The organism is Mucilaginibacter sp. (assembly GCF_039207105.1).
In the GTDB taxonomy this organism is placed as follows: Bacteria; Bacteroidota; Bacteroidia; order Sphingobacteriales; family Sphingobacteriaceae; genus Mucilaginibacter.
In genome coordinates, this window is record NZ_JBCECK010000102.1 from 1 (window position 1) to 19286 (window position 19286).

General features: G+C 38.6%; 19 protein-coding genes. 10 read left to right on the top strand and 9 right to left on the bottom strand.

Going from position 1 to position 19286, the window contains the following annotated elements; translation table 11 throughout:
- The 6 genes from AAGC65_RS17950 to AAGC65_RS17975 all read left to right on the top strand — a co-directional run.
- A partial coding sequence (locus AAGC65_RS17950; protein WP_343113842.1) for a hypothetical protein occupies positions 1 to 331 on the top strand: 331 nt, incomplete at its 5' end.
- Positions 328 to 1296: a glycosyltransferase gene (locus tag AAGC65_RS17955; RefSeq protein ID WP_343113843.1), complete on the top strand. Its 969-nt coding sequence runs from the start codon at positions 328 to 330 to the stop codon at positions 1294 to 1296. The genes AAGC65_RS17950 and AAGC65_RS17955, both read left to right, overlap by 4 nt.
- Positions 1293 to 2366, top strand: coding sequence for a glycosyltransferase family 4 protein (locus tag AAGC65_RS17960; RefSeq protein WP_343113844.1), 1074 nt, complete (start codon positions 1293 to 1295; stop codon positions 2364 to 2366). The genes AAGC65_RS17955 and AAGC65_RS17960 overlap by 4 nt, the downstream gene beginning before the upstream one ends.
- A 2-nt stretch (positions 2367 to 2368) precedes the next feature.
- Entirely contained in the window at positions 2369 to 3505 is a 1137-nt protein-coding gene (locus AAGC65_RS17965; protein ID WP_343113845.1) for a DUF1972 domain-containing protein, read from the top strand.
- Positions 3483 to 4808: an O-antigen ligase family protein gene (locus AAGC65_RS17970; RefSeq protein WP_343113846.1), complete on the top strand. Its 1326-nt coding sequence runs from the start codon at positions 3483 to 3485 to the stop codon at positions 4806 to 4808. The genes AAGC65_RS17965 and AAGC65_RS17970 overlap by 23 nt, the downstream gene beginning before the upstream one ends.
- 25 nt (positions 4809 to 4833) lie before the next feature.
- Positions 4834 to 5757, top strand: coding sequence for a hypothetical protein (locus AAGC65_RS17975; RefSeq protein ID WP_343113847.1), 924 nt, complete (start codon positions 4834 to 4836; stop codon positions 5755 to 5757).
- 48 nt (positions 5758 to 5805) lie between these two features.
- On the opposite strand, the gene AAGC65_RS17980 is transcribed toward AAGC65_RS17975, so the two are convergent.
- Genes AAGC65_RS17980 through AAGC65_RS18000 form a run of 5 tightly spaced genes read right to left on the bottom strand, consistent with a single transcriptional unit; the run spans position 5806 to position 11416 of the window.
- Positions 5806 to 6621 carry a class I SAM-dependent methyltransferase gene (locus AAGC65_RS17980; RefSeq protein WP_343113848.1) on the bottom strand — a complete coding sequence of 272 codons (816 nt, stop codon included), beginning with the start codon at positions 6619 to 6621 and terminating at the stop codon, positions 5806 to 5808.
- Positions 6618 to 8090 carry a B12-binding domain-containing radical SAM protein gene (locus tag AAGC65_RS17985; RefSeq protein WP_343113849.1) on the bottom strand — a complete coding sequence of 491 codons (1473 nt, stop codon included), beginning with the start codon at positions 8088 to 8090 and terminating at the stop codon, positions 6618 to 6620. The genes AAGC65_RS17980 and AAGC65_RS17985 overlap by 4 nt, the downstream gene beginning before the upstream one ends.
- Positions 8091 to 8093: 3 nt before the next feature.
- On the bottom strand, positions 8094 to 9143 hold the full coding sequence (locus AAGC65_RS17990; RefSeq protein WP_343113850.1) for a radical SAM protein: 1050 nt from the start codon (positions 9141 to 9143) through the stop codon (positions 8094 to 8096).
- Between the two features lie 2 nt (positions 9144 to 9145).
- A complete protein-coding gene (locus AAGC65_RS17995) occupies positions 9146 to 9892 on the bottom strand; it encodes a class I SAM-dependent methyltransferase (RefSeq protein ID WP_343113851.1) in 747 nt (248 codons plus the stop codon).
- A gap of 12 nt (positions 9893 to 9904) precedes the next feature.
- Positions 9905 to 11416, bottom strand: a complete 1512-nt coding sequence (locus AAGC65_RS18000) for a B12-binding domain-containing radical SAM protein (RefSeq protein ID WP_343113852.1) — start codon at positions 11414 to 11416, stop codon at positions 9905 to 9907.
- Positions 11417 to 11579: 163 nt separating this feature from the next.
- On the opposite strand from AAGC65_RS18000, the gene AAGC65_RS18005 reads away from it, so the two are divergent.
- Positions 11580 to 12320 carry a class I SAM-dependent methyltransferase gene (locus tag AAGC65_RS18005; RefSeq protein ID WP_343113853.1) on the top strand — a complete coding sequence of 247 codons (741 nt, stop codon included), beginning with the start codon at positions 11580 to 11582 and terminating at the stop codon, positions 12318 to 12320.
- Positions 12321 to 13490, top strand: coding sequence for an amidohydrolase family protein (locus AAGC65_RS18010; protein WP_343113854.1), 1170 nt, complete (start codon positions 12321 to 12323; stop codon positions 13488 to 13490). It abuts the gene before it with no gap.
- Between the two features lie 9 nt (positions 13491 to 13499).
- Here AAGC65_RS18010 and AAGC65_RS18015 read toward each other — a convergent pair whose 3' ends face one another.
- The 3 genes from AAGC65_RS18015 to AAGC65_RS18025 all read right to left on the bottom strand — a co-directional run bounded on the left by AAGC65_RS18015 (position 13500) and on the right by AAGC65_RS18025 (position 16916).
- Positions 13500 to 14558 (bottom strand): glycosyltransferase, encoded by a 1059-nt coding sequence (locus tag AAGC65_RS18015; protein WP_343113855.1) that lies wholly within the window; start codon positions 14556 to 14558, stop codon positions 13500 to 13502.
- Positions 14555 to 16225 (bottom strand): ABC transporter ATP-binding protein, encoded by a 1671-nt coding sequence (locus AAGC65_RS18020; RefSeq protein ID WP_343113856.1) that lies wholly within the window; start codon positions 16223 to 16225, stop codon positions 14555 to 14557. The genes AAGC65_RS18015 and AAGC65_RS18020 overlap by 4 nt, the downstream gene beginning before the upstream one ends.
- 130 nt (positions 16226 to 16355) lie before the next feature.
- Positions 16356 to 16916, bottom strand: coding sequence for an OmpA family protein (locus tag AAGC65_RS18025; RefSeq protein WP_343113857.1), 561 nt, complete (start codon positions 16914 to 16916; stop codon positions 16356 to 16358).
- A 215-nt stretch (positions 16917 to 17131) separates the two neighbouring features.
- Between AAGC65_RS18025 and AAGC65_RS18030 the strand changes: the two genes are divergently transcribed.
- Complete coding sequence (locus tag AAGC65_RS18030) at positions 17132 to 17641, top strand: RICIN domain-containing protein (protein ID WP_343113858.1); 510 nt, start codon at positions 17132 to 17134, stop codon at positions 17639 to 17641.
- Between the two features lie 168 nt (positions 17642 to 17809).
- The gene (locus tag AAGC65_RS18035) at positions 17810 to 18790 is read left to right on the top strand and encodes a helix-turn-helix domain-containing protein (RefSeq protein ID WP_343113859.1); all 981 of its coding nucleotides are present in this window, start codon (positions 17810 to 17812) and stop codon (positions 18788 to 18790) included.
- 71 nt (positions 18791 to 18861) lie between these two features.
- Here the strand turns inward: AAGC65_RS18035 and AAGC65_RS18040 are convergent.
- Positions 18862 to 19286 (bottom strand): RagB/SusD family nutrient uptake outer membrane protein (locus tag AAGC65_RS18040; protein WP_343113860.1); only part of this gene is annotated, 425 nt, incomplete at its 5' end.

Here is a 19286-nt window from a genome sequence, read left to right on the forward strand (position 1 = left end):
TAATTTCCTGGTTAACCACCTTGATCTGTACCTCAATTACTTTAGTAAATCATCAGGCTCACATTCATTAACCAACAGTCCGTTTTCAGTTTACGACCAGATACTGGCCGAATATGGCCTTATCGGCTTGCTTGTTTTTTCAATATACTATCTGGGCTTTTTCGCAAAACATTACCAAAAACTAACCTATGGTATTCCCATTTTATTTTTAATGATGGCTGTTTTATTTACAGATTATTGGTTTGAGCAATTATCGGTAATGGTATTTTTTGAATTGCTTTTATTGCTCAATATTAAGGAAACCCAAACGCTTGAAGCTCCCTTACCATGAATTTTGATGTACCTAAGATAACGGTTTTAATGCCTGCGTATAATGCGGACAAGTATATAGGCGAAGCTATTGAATCTGTGCTGCAGCAAACTTTTACCGACTTTGAGTTACTGATTGTAAACGATGGCTCAACTGATAACACTGCCGATGTGATACAGGCATTTAATGACCCCAGAATTGTAATGATATACCAGGAGAACAAAGGTGTATCACTTGCCCTTAACAAAGGCTTGCAATATGCAAGGGCGCCTTATGTAGCCCGTTTTGATGCTGATGATGTATGTATTTCAGAAAGATTGCAGATGCAATATGACTTTATGATAAACAACCCGGATTACACCATTCTGGGCGGGGCAGCTAACTACATGGATATGGATGGTAATTTTCTCTTTACATCTACCCCACCCGCTATCCACAATGAAGATATTCAGCAGTTAGAATCATCTGTTTGTCCGTTTATTCATTCTACAGTATTTTATAAAAAAGACGTGATATTAAATGCGGGTGGTTATAATGAACATGCCTACACTTTTGAAGATCACTTTTTATGGGCCAATATCCTGAAAAGTCAAAAGGCTTATAATTTTCCTCAGCCTTTAATCAAATTAAGGCTAAATCCGGAATCTATTACTATTGATGAAAAATGGCGTCCAAGCAGGTTTTTAGAAATCAAATACTCATCGCTTAAAACCCGCAGCATTACCCCTCTGGAAGGGAATTTACTGGCAGAGATGGGCGAAAAACAATACTCACCTAAAATAAAAGAAGGCTCATACTATGCCCTTTGCGCAAAAAAACTATTAGTTAACAGCTTTCAACCACAAAAAGCAAGGGTGCATGCCACTAAAGCTATCGGTATATCGCCCCTGAGGTTGGATAATTACCTGTTATACACAGTGAGCTATCTGCCCGAAAAATTGATCATGTGGTTATACAAAATGAGTTCAGGGAGGGTGTCACAATGATCAAAGTAGCATTTATTACCAGGTCAACTATATATACTGTGCCTGGTGGAGATACAGTTCAGGCTGTACAAACAGCACGCCATTTGACAGAGATGGGTATTTCCGCCGAAATAAAACTGGCTAATGAACATATCCAGTACCACAATTATGATCTGCTACACTTTTTTAACCTCACCCGCCCTGCCGATATACTTTATCATAGCCAAAAAGCAGGCATACCCTATGTAATATCCACTATACTTTGCAATTATGGTGAGTATGACAAATATCACCGTAAAGGTACCGGCAGACTTTTGCGTTATCTTTCAACAGATACTATTGAATACATCAAATCAATAGCCCGCTACATACTTGGCCGCGATAGTTTATCAAGCGCATCTTATACCTGGCTGGGCCAGCGTAAAAGCATTAAAAATATATTGAGCAGGGCCGCCATGATATTACCCAATTCTGAATCAGAATACAGGCGTGTAGTACAATCTTATCAGCCCCATGTAAACTACCTGATTGTACCCAATGGTGCAGATCCAAATATGTTTAACTATGACTCATCTGTTAAAAAAGATGAAAAACTGATATTATGTGCTGCGAGGATTGAGGGTATTAAAAATCAGTTAAACCTGATACACGCGCTTAACAATACACCCTACCGTTTACTGCTTATAGGTACACATGCGCCTAATCAGTTGGCCTATTATCAGGAATGCCGTAATGCAGCAGCTGATAACGTGACTTTTATTGAGCATATGCCGCAGCACGAACTGGTTAAATATTATCGGCAGGCAAAGGTTCATATATTACCAAGCTGGTTTGAAACCACTGGTTTAAGCTCCATTGAAGCTGCTTTAATGGGCTGTAACATTGTAACCAGTGATAAGGGAGATGTGCGCGAGTACTTTGCCAATGATGCTTATTACTGTGATCCAGCTTCGCCTGAAAGTATCCTGGATGCCGTGGAAAGGGCAAGTTCGGCCCCTTATGATGAAAACTTGAGGCATCGCATATTAAAACAATACACCTGGAAGCAAGCGGCTTCACAAACTTTAAAAGCATATCAATCAGTATTATAGCTATGAAATTACGCATTGCCATATTAGGAACACGAGGAGTACCAAACTATTACGGTGGTTTTGAGCATATATCTGAATATGTTTCGGCAGGCCTGGTTAGCCGTGGGCATGCGGTAACCGTATACAATTCGCACAACCACCCTTATCAGTCAAATAATTGGAATGGAGTGCAAATAAAGCATTGCTATGATCCGGAATATTTGGTAGGTACAGCAGGTCAGTTTATCTATGATATGAACTGCCTGCGTGATGCCCGCAAAAGTAATTTTGATGTTGTACTGATCATGGGCTACACCAGCAGCTCTGTCTGGGGCAAGCTTTACCCTAAAAACAGCATTATTATTACCAATATGGATGGTCTGGAATGGAAAAGATCAAAGTACTCCAAACCAGTGCAGCATTTTTTAAAATACGCCGAAAAACTTGCTGTAAAGTATAGTCAGTACTACATTTCAGATTCAAAGGTTATCCGGTCATACCTGGCTGATAAATATCAAATAGAAAGCGAATATATTCCGTACGGGGCTGAAGTTTATACCGAGCTTGAGCGCGAACAATATGACCATGCTGAGGCTTTAAAGGAAGATTATTTTTTGCTAATGGCTCGCATGGAGCCTGAAAACAATATTGAAACTATTTTAGATGGCTTTAATAAAAGCAATTCAGACAAAAAGTTTAAAGTTTTAGGAGATACCGGCAACCGGTTTGGAAAATATATCACCAATAAATTTAATAATGACGAGCGCATAGAATTTAAAGGTGCCATTTTTGATACGCCTAAAGTACGTTCGCTTCAGAACAACTCCTACCTGTATTTTCATGGTCATAGCGTTGGCGGTACCAACCCATCATTATTGGAAGCTATGGCCAGCGAAGCCCTGATTGCGGCACATAATAACCCTTTTAACAAATCAGTATTAAACACAGATGCCTTTTATTTCTCAAACGCGACAGAAGTAAAAGAGCTTGTTGAAAATGTACAATGGAAGGACAAGGAGAAAAATATGGTGTTGAACAATCTTCAAAAAATACAATCGCAGTTTAACTGGGAAAGTGTAATTGATCAATATGAGGAGTTTATCATAAAAAGCTACAGGCATACACATCACTCACATTATGAAACAGTTGCTGCTCATTAACGATAGCAAGGTTAATAAAATAAGTTATTACCACCTGGTATTGCTATTGGCCAGCCTGCCTTTTGATTTTTTTTATAGCCATATTATACTGATCAGTTTTGCATTACATACGTTCATACATACAAAAAAGGAAGATCTGCAGGCGGTTCGCTCCCGCAAAATACTTGTGTTATCATCTGTTTTATTGGTTACTATTATAGCAACAACTTACACTATAAATTTAACCGGGGCCTTTAACGAATGGACGCTGCGGATACCGATATTACTTTTCCCGGTGCTTTTTACAGTCAATCAGCTTGATCTTAAAAAATACAGAGCTAATCTCTTGCTGACGTTTTCATTAGTTTGCTCTCTAACGGTATTTTATCTGTTCGCGGTTGCCCTTATTACTATCAGATACTATCACTTACCCTTGAGCGCATTATTTTCCGAAGGATTTACTAACCATAATTTTGCCGGCCCCATCAATATACATGCTACGTTTTTTTCATTTCAACTATTAATAGCCCTGGTAAACCTTTTATATATTTTAATGAAGGGCGATTTACCCTCCAAAGCTTTTAAAATATTCTATTCTATTTGCTGTCTTATTTTGGTAGGCGGTATTATCCAGCTTAGCTCAAAATCAATAGTAATTATCTTATTTATTATCGCGAACGTCGTACTTCCCTACTATGTGCTTAGCGGAGCAGCCCGAAAGAAATTTATGTTAATAGGGCTTTTTATTTCTGTAGTGGCCGTGGCGGGAATTTTAAGTGTATCTACTTTTCGCGAACGTTATGTGACACTTTTAACTGAAGATATATCCTCAAACAAAACGATACTTAGAAATTCCGACTCCCGAATTGAACGCTGGCAGGTAGCTGCCCAGCGTATAAAAGACAGACCACTGGCTGGCTATGGTTCCGGATCAGAAGTGGGCTTACTGAAAGATGATTTTTATAATGCCAAACTGTACAGCTCATACCTGCACGGGCTAAATTCTCATAATCAATACATCAGCTTTATACTAAAATCGGGTATATGGGGATTGATCATTTATTTATTAACCCTTATGTATGGGTTCAAAGCCAGTATTAAAAACAGGGATGTTTTGTTCATCAGCTTTATGCTGATCATCACTATTGTTTCTTTTACCGAAAACCTGCTCGATGTAGATAAGGGAGTGATGTTTTACAGCCTATTTTTTTCCCTTTTCATTTTCTCAAATACCAACAATAAAAATGTTATTAAAAGAGAAACAGAATCAGATGATTATTTGACTTCATTGGCAACCAACACCTTACCCGTTACGTCATATTAATAAATACTATTAAACTAACAGTACCTTGGCAGACGAAATTAAAAAAAACATATTAGCAACACTCGCTTATTTCGACGTGTTCAACTATCCGCTTACCAGGGATGAAATCTGTTTATTTTTACCCGTTAAGTGCGACCCAATACTTTTTGATGTGGCTATGTCTTGTTTGGTAAGTGGTCGGTTAATTTATCGTTTTGATAAATTTTATACTTTAAAAAATGATCCATACTTGATAGAGCGCAGAAATAATGGTAACGAGAAAGCTTTTGAAATGATTAAAACGGCCAGGAAAATTGGCAACCTTTTAATTAAGTTTCCTTACGTACGTGGTATCGCTATTTCGGGTTCACTTTCCAAAAATTTTGCAGACGAAGAGTCCGATATCGATTTTTTCCTGATCACGGCACCTAACAGGCTTTGGATAGCACGTACCTTAATGCATTTTCTGAAAAAGCTTACCTTTTTAGTAAACCGTGAGCATTTTTTTTGCATGAATTACTACGTAGATGAACAACAACTGGAAATTCCGGAAAAGAACATCTATACAGCTACAGAAGTTGTTACGCTGATACCGATACAAGGGGATACCACATTTGCTGACTTTTTTACGGCCAATGCATGGACACGGAACTACCTGCCTAATCATATTATGCGGGTATCAACAGCAAAACCCTTACGTAAAATAGCCATAAAAAGTATTATGGAATGGTTGCTGAACAATCGTCTTGGCGATAAGCTTGACAACCGCTTAATGAAAATTACCGCCGACAGGTGGAAGCAAAAAACCGAAGAAAAGAAACTGAACGATCATGGAATGGTGATGGCAATGGCTACCGGAAAACATTTTTCAAAGCCAGACCCGGGAAATTTTCAGGTTAAACTTATTAAACGTTATGAGTCAAGAATAGCCCAGTTGCTTGAAGATAACCATCATAGTGTAGCTAATTAATAGCTATGATGCTGGTTATAATAATATCAAATAAAATCTTTTTTCAGGTTACTTCTTTTCTAAAGAAATAATAAAGTAATCGCCCATATATTTCCAGGGCCATTTATCCTTCAACTTATCTTCCTTATTTTTCAGAAATTGATAGGCCCGCGGGTGTTTTTCGGCAAAGCCTTCAATATATGATGGTGGCACTATGGTGCAAAGTCCTTCTATCCCCAATACTTGATATGAATGCCGCAAGGTTTTAATAACAAATGACGGGCTGTAATACCAGCATTTAAAATAAGTACCCTCAATATGCGCGGTTCTGCCTTTGCTGCTAAAAAACCTGCGGAACGCGGTTTTAAATTTGCCTTTAAATACTAATAGTGTCTCCCACAAGCAAAAGCCGGGAATAATCACGAGTGTAACCTTGCCACCGCGTTTAAGTAATGCATCAAATGATAATAATACTTTTTCCAATTCGCCGGTACAATTAAGCCCCCCAAAGTTGGAGAATATAAGATCAAAAGGGCCTTTGTTTTTTAACTCCTCAAGCTCGGTAAATGAACATATCTCCTGGCTGATTTTGTCGCGGTAAGGAACTGTTTTTTGATGCAGCACCTCTTGCATACCGGTTGATATATCAGTTGCATGAACATGGTGGCCCTGCTGAGCAAAAAATATAGCATCTTCACCGGTACCACTATTTAACTCCAATATGCTACTACCTGGAGCAAGATGGTTTAAAACATGCTGTCTTACCCTTGCCCGTTTGTAATTAATAATGGTGTTGGCCGAATAAATTTGGTCAAATATGGTTGATTGCCTGCTAAACGCTGTAGAGGCATCGCTTTCGTTACTTAATATGCTTGTATCGTTCATGATGCTTTCTCTAGTTGACTTAATTTATACCCTTCTATTATCATAGCCGGCGCGTGATATAAAACAGAGGCCGCTTTCCTCATGCGCTTTGTATTGAGTTTAAATGGATTACTAAGCAATTTAACCAGGTTGTATTTAGCCAGATGCGCGTGATAGTTTTGATGCACATATTTGTGTAATTGCTTGTAATAAGCAGGGCTAAACGTGTTACTAAACATTAGGGCCATCTCGTCTGAGTCTGTCCAGTTGGTTTTTTGCTGCAGATCAGTCTTTACCTTCTCATAAAATACGGTTCCAGGTAAAGGGTACGAAACCGATATACCTATTTCAAAAGGCAAAAGGGCATTGATCATTTTAATGGTTTGGGCGATATCCTCCCTCGTTTCGCCGGGATAGCCAAACTGTATAAAAAATGATGGCTTAATGCCATGCTTTTTCATCAGGTGAGTAGCTGTATGTATTTGATCAATATTAGTGCCCTTATCCATAGCATCCAATATTTTTTGCGAACCGCTTTCGGCTCCTATCCAGACATTATCACAGCCTGAGGCGGCCAGCGCTTGTACGGTTTTCTCATCTAAAAGCAAATCAGCCCTTGATTGCAGTTTATATCTGAATTTGATATTTTCCTGCTCAATAAGCTTGGCAAATTCCACTATCCAGCCTGGTTTTAAGCCAAAAATATCATCGCAAAACCAAACATGATCCATGTTGAACATTTGCTTGATCAGCTTTAGCTCACTGATCACATTTTCAGGACTGCGAGAATTATAGCGGTTACCATAAATAGGTTTGGCGCACCAGTTACATTTAAAAGGGCAACCACGGGTAGTGCCTATATTCATGGAGAAATATCCTTTGTGCTGTAACCAGCATTCACGATATGGTTCAATATCCACCAGATCCCATGCGGGTAAAGGCAAACTATCCAGATCTTTCAGAACGGGGCGGGCAAATGTTTTAAATGGAACGGTTTCTTTTGTATACGCCAATCCCTGGATATCTGTATGATCAGTCTTGCCATTTTTAATAGCTGTTACCAGTTGCAGCAGGGTTTGTTCGGCCTCACCAATGATCACAAAATCAGCGCCTTCCTGCAGGTATTCTTTGTATCGGTCGGTTGAATCAGAACTGGATACAATTACTGTACAGCCACGTTGTTTTGCCAGCTTGCACATTTTAAATGCTGCCTCACGCATGTTGGTAAGGCACATTTTAGTGAGATAGTTAAATCCATCATCGTATATAACAAAAAAATCAGGACGGTGTTCATCAAGGGCATCAATCACTTCAAAAGGTGAATGCCTGAACATGGTATCAAAAAGTGATACTTCGTAATTATGCTGCCTCATCAAAGCTGCGGCATATATGGTACCCAGTGGCGCATAAGGTTGCCCCTGAGCCCATTGCTTAGGATCAAAACGCAAAAAATAGGAATGCGTAAAAAGTATATTATTTAACTGTTCCATAGATTAACTAAGACTGGTTAGGGGCGACAGGTTAAGTGAGCAAACACACTTTATACAAGCTGGATTTGCCGATGTATTCAATGACTTGCGGAAAGCGACGGCCTCTTTGCTATTTAAAATATCATCAAGAGACTTGTCCCGGATATTACCCATCGTATCCATAAAAAAACATGGCCTTACAGCACCATCGGCCTCAACAACGGTTGATACCCAAGGCGCATTACATTTCTTGAAAGGAAAAGCATTCAAACCATAAAACGCGGCATAGTAATGATATACATCTTTAATCTTTGCGCGACTTTCAGCTATAAAACCATTTTCAAATTCGGCATCATATTCTTTTAGCAGATGATCGATCACCTTATTTAATTCAGGTAGCTCGCGCTCGGCGATCAGGATCTCATCCTGCCGGGGTTCTTCCCATGCTTGTTGGCGATTAAAAGCATGGCTACTAACATCGGCCGGTAAAAAGCTGATCTGATCAAGCCCCATTTTTTTTGATTCGGCTATTATGGCGGCCCAATTCCTGAAATTGAGTCGGTGTATCACTGTACGGCCGGTAATACGATAAGCCGGATTCAATTTCTTGATATATTCCACACCTTCCTTAAGCTTGCGAAAAGCATTAGGAATATTCCTGATGGCATCATGTAAAGGTTCATCACCATCTAACGAAACTATCAGGTCATCAACCCAGGTTAATAGTTGTTCGGCATTGTTTTTTATAGAAAGACCTGTAGTAAGTAGTGTTACCTTAATACCAACATTTTTAAGAATACGACACAGTACAAAAAAATTGGTATTTAGTAAAGCTTCGCCGCCAGACATCAATACTTGCCGGGTACCCATCTTTTTTAGTGACGCGAGCAATCCACTGATATCCTTTTCAGTCAACTGCTTCAGGTTTTTATTATCCTTCCAAATATCGCACATAACACAACGGCAATTACATGCGCTGTGGGGCATCAGTATTACAATAGGTAATGCTGATATGCGGTGCGTTTGCAACGTGCGGTAACGCTTAAAAGTATGGTATAACGATTGCCCTGGCATAATTAAGGTTTTAACACGATCCAATAAAAAACATCTTTCTTAATTATCCGATTCCACAAGCCACGCGGATCAAACAATATTTTGTGTTTAAACGCACTCATTTTATTTAGTGTGTGGTGAAAGTAGTGATCGGCCATTGCCTCAAATCCCATATCCTGATAATATTCGCGGCATCGTTTCGCGGCTACATCGGCCTGTTGCTTGTTATAAAAAGGTGTATCCAGAATATGCACTTTGCCTCCTTTTGTCAATAAAGCAAAAGCATTGGCCATGACCTCCCTTACCGAAGCAAAATATTGTACCGAAGCTGCAAATATGATCAAATCAAATTTCACGTTTTCGTCAAAGACTTGCCCGTCGAATCCTTTTTGAACAAATTGCAAATTGGACTTTTTAAACACCCGCCGGGCTTGCTCTATTTCAACACGGTTTGGATCAAGTCCGGTTACTTTGGCATTGGGTATCGCCGCCAATTTTGCAGACAACCAGCCATTACCACAGCCAATCTCCAGAATATTAAGTGGCTTGCGCATTGCAGCCAGATAATTTATCAGGCGCTGACTTGAGCGTTCTCTGATTACCCATTCTTTATAAAAGCGGTGGCCTTTATCAATAAGAGGTAACTGCGCAACCTGCTTATCAGTATATATCCTCCCCTCCTTTTCACGTATAGCAATATACATCTCCTCCAGTACTTCTTCGGAAGACTGATGAGTAGCCGGGGGCATATCTGTTCTACTTTCTTTCAAGATTCAACACAATTAAAAGCCCTGTATTTCGGGCTGACGATATTGCCAAAACCTTTGCAGCAACTTTATTTCATATGGATATTTATACATATTGGTTTTGTAGCGCAGGGTTGATAACAATTTGATAGATCTTCTTTTAAGATCGTTCAGTTTAATATCCGTAACCGTTGGATAAACACCATTCAGCACCGTTTCGAAATTCCTGATCTTATCTATCATCTCCGGTTTTATCCAGGGTGTTAGCGGATTTTTGCGCAGATCAAAACTTTCCCATGATGGGCTGATCCAGTCTTCTAAAGTTTGCGGATATGTAAAGCCCTGCTCCAAAACCTGTTTATATAGCTCCGAGCCTTCGGTAGGTACAGGGGTATAGGTATAAATAACAATTTCGGTTTTAGGATTTACCTCTTTTACCCTTTTTATAAAATTGATCTCAAAGTCAATCTGCTGCTGTACTTTTTCAGGAGTGGCAGCGGGCGTTCCCAATACAAAAGAGTACTCCGGAATAATGTCGAACTTTTTCAAACGTTCGGCAAAACGGATGATTTGCTCACCGGTTTGTGTACCGCCTTTATCCATCTGTTCCAGTATACTATCGTTACCGCTTTCGGCACCAAAGAATATACATTTACATCCAGACGCACGTATTATCTCTAATGATGAATCTTTAAACTTATCCATCGTATCAATGCGCGCCATGCCCCACCAGGTCATATTTTCGGGCTTGATCAATTTTGAAAAATCAACCGCGCGTTTTTCCGATACAAAAAAGTTATTATCATGAAATTCAATGGCATCTGCTCCCCAGTTATCTTTAATGTACTTGACATCTTTATAAACGGTTTGAGCCGATTTAGCTTTCCACCTGGCTTCATAAATAGGCACTACAGCGCAAAATGAACAGGTAAAAGGGCAACCGATACTGGAATGGTAAGCCATAGTATGCTCGCCTAAATAAGTTTTACCTAAAAATTTACCTAAGGGATAAAAGTTATTCAGCTTGTCATATGGTAAGGGCGGTAATGAATCCTGATCCAGAAGATCTTCTTTAATAGTTTTGGTTATTTTACCATCAACTTTGTAGATCAGGTTTTTTATAAACTCATATGGTTTATGATTCTCAAGCGCATCTATCAATAGCGGGAAGGCATTATCGCCAGGGCCATTGATAATAAAATCAACATAACGTGAATCAAGAACTACTTTTGGCTGGTTGGACGGAAAATACCCCCCCCATATCATCGTAGTATACGGATATCGTTCTTTAATAGCCTTTGATATCTCAATAGCCTGTTTCAACTGCGGGCCAGGCATAACTGTAAAGCCGAGATAACCATATTCTCCTGTTCTTAAATAGCTTTCTATTTTCTCCATCGGATCGGCTTCACAGTTGCCATCCACAATGGCCCAGTCGTATTTTCCTTCAATAGAAGCAGCGATATTTAAGATAGAATTAGGTATCCGGTATTTGGCATTAGCACTTTTAGGATTAAACAGTATTACTTTATTGATTTTAGTTGCCATATTAATAATTCATATCGAGCAGATATCAAAAACTGACCGGTTTTCAGCGACCGGTTAATATATACTACGCTGCGTTTTTGGAAGTGGTTGCCTACATTAATAATAAAATCGCGGGCAACCTAAAGCCTTATAAAAGCGTTATTGTTATATAAGAAGCATATTTATGTTAAGCACCATAAAAAATTATTTTCAAAACAGGATAGCGGGACCTGTAGTAACTGAAAAAAGCGCCGTAGAGGCTTACGATTTATGGTCAGACGATTATGACAAACAGCCAGACAACCTGATGCTTCACCTTGATAGTAAATTATTTAGCTATTTCATTAGTCAAATTACTGTTGCGAATAAGCAGGTGGCTGATATTGGTTGTGGCACCGGCAGGCACTGGCCGGTTATATTTGATAAACAACCCTTGGCGCTAACAGGCTTTGATGTATCTGGCGGGATGCTGCAAAAATTGAAAGAAAAATATCCTGAAGCGCATACCCGACAAATTACCGATAATCTATTTTCTGATATTCCGGACGCGACATACGACCTCATTATATCAACCCTTACCGTAGCCCATATTGAAAATATTGAAGAAGCCATACAGTCATGGGCCCGCTTGTTAAAAAAAGGTGGTGAGATCATCATAACCGATTTTCATCCGCATACGCTGGCATTTGGGGGCAAACGAACTTTTAAACATAATAACGCGGTGATGGCCGTGCGCAACTATGTTCATCCTATTTATACCATTAAGGATGTTTTACTTCACAATAACTTTCAATTATTAAACCAGGAAGAAATAAAAATTGATGAAAGCATGAAGCCTTTTTACGCTAAGCAAAATGCTATGCACGTATTTGAGAAGTACAACGGTTTCCCGGTTATATATGGTATACATTTAAAAAAGGGATAAATGATACTTCATGGAGTGAGTGAGGCAAACACAGGACAAACTATTAGTCTGAGTATTCATCAGAGTAAAATCGATGGCGTATCTTCCAATATAACCGTCGACGATGCGAATGCTTTGCAACTCCACTTCAAAGACGCGCTGGTTTTTCCAGGCTTGATCAATTCGCATGATCATCTGGACTTTAATCTTTTTCCACAGTTAGGCAAGCGTACCTACACAAATTATACACAATGGGGAGCTTACATCCATCAACAATTTAAGCAGGAAATAAAGGATGTATTGCAGGTACCTACTGAGCTTCGTATAAAATGGGGTATATATAAAAATTTACTTTGTGGAGTTACAACAGTAGTTAACCACGGCGAACGTTTAAATATTGACGAACAATTGATAACCGTTTATGAAGATACCCATGACCTGCACTCCCCTGCTTTTGAAAAATTGTGGAAACTAAAAATAAATAATCCTCTTAAAAAAAAGCTCCCGGTGGTGATACACACTGGAGAAGGTACTGATGATGAAGCCACTCGGGAAATAGACAGACTAATATCCTGGAATACCCTACATAGAAACCTGATTGGCATTCATGCTGTTGCTATGACCAATAAACAGGCAAAGCATTTTAAAGCCGTTGTATGGTGTCCCCAATCCAATTATTTTTTGTTGAATAAAACAGCGCCAATACACCAGCTTAAGCAAAACACAGCTGTTATATTCGGCACTGACTCAACCTTGACCAGTAACTGGAATATTTGGGATCATATTGCTATGGCCCATAAAACCGGATTGCTAACCGATAAAGAGCTATACCATTCTTTAAATATTAAACCATCAAAAATATGGGGAATAAATACCGGGCAAATTTCTTCAGGTAAAGATGCCGATATAGTAATTACCCACAAGAAAAAGGAAAATGCTCTTAATGCTTTTTATAATATTACCCCTGCCGATATACTATTGGTGATTCACCAGGGCAACATACGGCTATTTGAGCAGGAACTTTTGCCTTTGTTAGCTCCATATTTGCGAGGTAAACATTTTACCCTTATTAAAATAGATGGCGCCTTTAAATATGTAGAAGGTAAATTGGAAGACCTGGTTTCAGAAATAAAAGCATACTTGCCAGAATTTGTTTTCCCAATAGAAGTTATCAATCACCAGGTTATTTAGACAGCCCTATTAGTGGGTAAATAAGGCCATTACTTTGGCAACCACCGTTTGAATAGGGTAAATTAATACAGGCTCATACACATTATCTGTTTTATTAAGCAGATCTTTAATAATATCGGGAATGCTTTCTGCATTATCCTGAACATGGTGGTTAGCATGACGCTCATCCATAGGGTTAACCAAACTCACTACGTGTGCGCCGGCATACAACGCCTCATTCAACACCATCCCATATCCCTCGTAAGCAGAAGTATGTAAAAATACTTTGGAGCGCTGCATTAGCTTTAACACCTCACGGTGCGGTAACTCTCCTTTCAACTCTATGTTATTGGTCAGGTTTAATCTTATTATCTGTTTTTGCAACTGCCCCATTTCCGGCCCTTTCCCGCAGATAATCGCTTTTATGTCTGGAAAAGTTAAGACGAGTTTTTTGATCACATTAATAAACAGCTCATATTGTTTAAGTGGTATAAGCGATCCTGCACCCATTACGTCGATATCTCTAACAGAAGTACCCAATGGTTCAAAAAGTGAAGTATCTACTCCCGGAGTAATAACATGAGTTGCTTTTATCCCGTAATTAGTATTAAACTCCCGTACCAAAAAATCAGATAATGCTATTAACCTGTTACCGTCGGGCTTAATTTGTTTTACATAGTTGTTACCTGCCCTGGCATCCTGGCCAAGCATCCAGCAATAATGTTTCAGGTTGTTTTTACGGGCAAAACGGTTACCAATAAGCGCACATTCACCCAGCCAAAAACTAAGTAATCCTGTTATTTCGTATTTTTTATTTAGATCTTTTAATACGCGTAAAGCTCTTTGCCAGGTTAAAAGCCGGTAAGGACCTCCTCTTGCCTTTCCGCCTAATGCTATCACTTCTACCTCAAACCATTCATAGTTCATGGTTGTAAAAGGATACTGAAAACTAACAACAACAATATTAAGTCGCGGATTATGTTGTTTTAATGCCCTCACAAACACCTGTTGCGGAGGAATACAAGCTGTATCATCCTCGTTAGCCGGAAAACCAGGACTTAATATTACCAATGCTTGTTGCTTGCTCATTCCAGGGTTATCAATTTATTGCAATATGTCAGGCTCGCGGTATTATGTGTTATAAACAAAATAATTTTGCCAGTTTGTGCCAACTGTCTTAACTGCAGCAAAATAGCATTTTCCGCCTGCTGATCCATTTCGCCAAAAGGTTCATCAAGTATCAGCAAATCAAAATCATGATAAAGTGCCCTGGCCAGCATTACCCTTTGCCGCTGGCCACCACTTAAGTTTTTGCCATTTTCCCTAACCATTCTATATAACCCATCTGTATCATTATTCAGCAGGTTGTCAAGGCCGCAAAAGTTAACTGCATAAGCTAATCTGTCATGGTCGCATTCTTCATCACTTAAAGTAATATTTTTAAGTATGGTATCATGTATCAGATAGTTTTGCTGTTTTACATAAGCTATCTTCTTCCAGTATTGTCTTCTGCTACTTACATCGGCAATTTGATCATTAATTAAAATACTACCTTCATCGGGTGTCAAAAAACCTAAAAGTAAATTGATCAAGGTAGTTTTACCCCGCCCGGAAACAGCTGATAAACCTGCAAAATCACCAATTTTAACATTAAAACTAATACTTTTTAATACCTGTCGGCCTTTATAACTGAAGCTGATGTTATTAAAGTTGATTTCGCATAGAGGTAAAATAAAATCCGGAGTTTTATTGGATTTTATCATAGGTTCTTTTACTGCAAGCAAATCATTCAGGGTAAACTCGTAGGTTTTTATTTGCCCGGTACTATTCAATATTTTGATAATACCCGGAATAATTTTATAAGCTGCAGCCATAAAAATACCAATGGTAAGTAAATCAATAACCGGCCCATGAACAGACCATTTATTAATGAGCAGTAGTATAAAAAAACCCAAAACAGCAAAAACCTCTACCAAACGTGTTGGTAAACCTTGCAAGGATTGCTGCTCGGCTATGTTATTATTTAACTGCTGTTGGTAGTTAGAATAACGAGTAGTCAGAAAATCGCTTTTATCATAAATATTACTTTCAATATAGCCTGATAATGACTCTTGTAAATGTTGGATGGCTTTTTCACTGGTAGTTTTGGTGTGTACCCTGATCTGCTTGGATCGTTTTCTGATAAAGTATCCCAACACCACAATAGGCGGCAACAATAATAACAGCAACATCAAAAACAATACTGGTTGATAAATAAGGATAGCGCATACAGTAAACAAAATCAGGATTCCCTGTGAAATTACCTGTTGAACATTAGTAAGTATATAATGGCTAAACTCAATTGGCTGCTGACTAATTTGCCTGATATGCACTGATGAATCAACATTTACAAAGCGTATATAGTCACCTTTTAAATAATTGATGATATTTCTTTTGGATAAACGTGAGGCTACATCATAAAAAAAGTGATGTTGAAATCGAAGTATCAGATACCCAGCCCAGTTTTTAAGGCAAAACAGGATTAAAAAGAAACTGATCAGTTGTAGCGAGTCTTTATCGAACCAAGTGGATGGCAGAACAAAATGTGAAGAATCTATCGTTTTACCAGATGTATAAAAGCCAATGATTAGTAACAATGCACCTAAAAATGCAATATCAAGCACACTGATAACCAAATCAAACAGGATGAGCGTGTAAAACTTTACCTTTTCTCTTCTATTCAGAAGCGTTAATATACCTTTAACAATATGTTTCAATGTGCTGATAAAGTATCGTTGTTATTTTATCATTACGCATTAAAAGTGATATTGGTTGCCATCGGCTGTAAAGTTTAAGGCCCGGGTAAGTACACTTACCCGGGCCTTATAACTATTATGGATGGAAGGATTATTTGTTAACCTTGATTTCTACCCTGCGGTTTAATACACGGCCGTCTTCGGTATTGTTATCACCTATAGGGTTAGTTTCACCTAAACCTTTTACAGTAAGGTTATCACCATTAATACCACTGTTTACCAGGTATAATTTTACTGAATTGGCTCTTTCTACAGAAAGTTCCATGTTATGTTCTGGAGTACCTTCTGCAGATGCGTTACCGTTTAATACAAATTTCACGGTATTATCTTTTTTCATTTCAGCTGCTGCCTGATCTAATGTTTGATAAGAAGAAGTTTTTAATACAGCCGAGTTGAACTCAAACTGAATATTGCTGAAATTATAGTTAGGCTTTGGAACTGGTGGTGGCGGAGTAGGTTTTTTGGCAGGAGCCGGTGCTGGTGCCGGCTGTGGCTTAGGTGCATAGGTTTGTTCAGTTTCTACAGGAACTGGTTTTTGAGCCAGTTTTTTTGATTTACAGGATAATACCGTAATGGCTAATAATGCAAAAATTAAAGGGAATAAGGGTGTTTTAAAAGCTTTCATAGCTACGTTTTGTTTTTTTGTAAACATAAAAAATATTCGTGATTTCAACCCAAATTGAATTTATCACACAGGTAAATAATTAATTTAATACTGATTTTGTTTCAAAGCCAGCATTATATCTATCGGCTATTAAACGGCAATATAAAGCTCTAAGTATAAAAACAAGCCATATGTATGCACAATTGCGAGTGTTAGTTTTTCAAACTAATTGCTATATTGATGGTTATTTGTTAACCAACTCTATGAACATGAAAGCCTCGTCATTTTTAACAATTATTTTTACAGTTTGGATATTTCCGTGTTTGGCACAGGATATTAAGGGTACTTATGCCATAAAAAATGTGCAAACAGGTATGCTTTTACGTGTAAAGGATGCGGAGTCAAAAAACGGAACACCGTTGGTAGCCTACCACCCGGAAAACTGGAAATGTATGACTTGGAATTTTAAAAACACCGGATCAAATACTTACCAATTGCAAAACCTGTTTACTAATAAAACATTTCAGCCCTCGGCTAAAGCCGCCGCTAACGTTACTTTTGAAGAACAGCCATTAGTAACTAATGCCCCTAATCAGCAATATGAATTTATCAAGGTCAAAAAAGACACTTATCTCATCAGGCTTAAAAACACAGATCTGTATGTTACACCGGTTGATCCAAAAGGGAGTGTAAACTCAGCTATCGTATTGGCCCAAAAACAAAATACGCCCGATCAATACTGGAGCATTTACGAGCAAAAACCTGTCATGTAATATAACCCATAATTTATCCGACAATAACCTTTACCTTTTTCGTAACGATTAATTTAAATTAGATCTATATTTTATTAAGCTGTAAAATCAGGGCGATTTTGTAACAGATAGGGTATCAATGCGTCTGATTAAAGGCGAATTATTACCATTATTAACCTATTACACATTATGAAACATATTTCGATACTTGTTCCGAAAAGGGCCATACTTGGAAGTTTGGAAGGCTCGCGGCAATTACTTACACAGGTAAACCAGTTTTTTATGGCCGCTGGTAAAGATCCTATTTTTAAAGTTGAATTGGTTGGTCTTACTAAGGAAACCCCGGTTAGCGGCGGCTTATTCACCGTTAATGCAAACAAAACTATTGCCGAAGTATTAAAAACCGACCTGATCATCATTCCTGCAATTGATGGTGATATCAGTGTTGAAGTAGAAAACAATAAAGATTTTTTACCCTGGATAACTGATCAGTATAATAATGGTGCTGAGGTGGCCAGTTTATGTATGGGCGCATTTTTACTGGCATCAACAGGTTTGCTGAACGGTAAAAAATGTGCGACCCATTGGATGGCTGCAAACGATTTCAGAAGAATGTTTCCAGAGGTAAACCTGGTTACCGAAAAGATCATTACCGATGAACAAGGTCTTTACTCAAGCGGCGGAGCTTTCTCCTACCTCAATCTTATTTTATACCTCATAGAAAAATTTGCCGGCCGTGATATAGCTATTTTAAGTGCAAAGGTATTTGCCATTGAAATGGAGCGTAATAACCAATCATCATTTATTATTTTCCAGGGACAAAAAGACCATGCCGATGACCCGATAAAAAAAGCGCAGGAATTTATTGAGAAAAATTACCAGGAAAGGATCACTGTTGAACAGTTAGCATCAATGTTCGCCCTTGGTAGGCGTAATCTGGAGCGCAGGTTTAAAAAAGCTACAGCCAACACCGTAGCCGAATATATACAACGTGTAAAAATTGAGGCTGCCAAGGTAAGCCTGGAAACCTCACGCGAAAATGTTAACGAAGTGATGTACAATGTAGGGTATACAGACACCAAAGCTTTCCGTACTACATTTAAACGCATCACCGGCTTATCTCCTATTGATTATCGTAATAAGTATCAGCGTGAATATGCCACAATGTAATTTGCTTATTTTATTTAAAACAAAATGAGCGGCCTGGGCCGCTCTTTTTGTTTGGTATGTACCGGATAGCATTAATATCCAGGGTTTTGGTACATTTTAACCGGATTTAACTTAGTCTCGTTAAACGGAATTGGGAAAAACCTGTCTTTAGTAGTAAAGTTTGATAGCAACGCTGAACCAAAGTCTGCCTGATTTTTGCTGTGGAAATAGGCTACCAATTCATCAGTAGTGAATGTTCTCAGCAAATCAAATAAGCGGTGATGTTCAAAAGCAAGTTCCACACGTCTTTCATGTAATATAGCCAACTTCAGTGTTGGATATTTTGAAGCATAGGTTGGATCTTGAGACGATACTTCATAGGTTGGCATATTAGCCCTTGCACGCACCATATCAACATATTTTATAGCATCAGCGGTGTTCCCAAGGTACATATTTACTTCGGCAAGCATCAGGATAACATCAGCATAGCGCATCAATATCCAGTCATTACCACCAT

Bases quoted from the DNA above. Each gene is read 5' to 3' on its own strand.
- AAGC65_RS17955 (WP_343113843.1), top strand. From the start codon at position 328: ATGAATTTTGATGTACCTAAGATAACGGTTTTAATGCCTGCGTATAAT.
- AAGC65_RS17960 (WP_343113844.1), top strand. From the start codon at position 1,293: ATGATCAAAGTAGCATTTATTACCAGGTCAACTATATATACTGTGCCT.
- AAGC65_RS17965 (WP_343113845.1), top strand. From the start codon at position 2,369: ATGAAATTACGCATTGCCATATTAGGAACACGAGGAGTACCAAACTAT.
- AAGC65_RS17970 (WP_343113846.1), top strand. From the start codon at position 3,483: ATGAAACAGTTGCTGCTCATTAACGATAGCAAGGTTAATAAAATAAGT.
- AAGC65_RS17980 (WP_343113848.1), bottom strand. From the start codon at position 6,621: ATGAACGATACAAGCATATTAAGTAACGAAAGCGATGCCTCTACAGCG.
- AAGC65_RS17985 (WP_343113849.1), bottom strand. From the start codon at position 8,090: ATGGAACAGTTAAATAATATACTTTTTACGCATTCCTATTTTTTGCGT.
- AAGC65_RS17990 (WP_343113850.1), bottom strand. From the start codon at position 9,143: ATGCCAGGGCAATCGTTATACCATACTTTTAAGCGTTACCGCACGTTG.
- AAGC65_RS18000 (WP_343113852.1), bottom strand. From the start codon at position 11,416: ATGGCAACTAAAATCAATAAAGTAATACTGTTTAATCCTAAAAGTGCT.
- AAGC65_RS18005 (WP_343113853.1), top strand. From the start codon at position 11,580: ATGTTAAGCACCATAAAAAATTATTTTCAAAACAGGATAGCGGGACCT.
- AAGC65_RS18010 (WP_343113854.1), top strand. From the start codon at position 12,321: ATGATACTTCATGGAGTGAGTGAGGCAAACACAGGACAAACTATTAGT.
- AAGC65_RS18015 (WP_343113855.1), bottom strand. From the start codon at position 14,558: ATGAGCAAGCAACAAGCATTGGTAATATTAAGTCCTGGTTTTCCGGCT.
- AAGC65_RS18025 (WP_343113857.1), bottom strand. From the start codon at position 16,916: ATGTTTACAAAAAAACAAAACGTAGCTATGAAAGCTTTTAAAACACCC.
- AAGC65_RS18030 (WP_343113858.1), top strand. From the start codon at position 17,132: ATGAACATGAAAGCCTCGTCATTTTTAACAATTATTTTTACAGTTTGG.
- AAGC65_RS18035 (WP_343113859.1), top strand. From the start codon at position 17,810: ATGAAACATATTTCGATACTTGTTCCGAAAAGGGCCATACTTGGAAGT.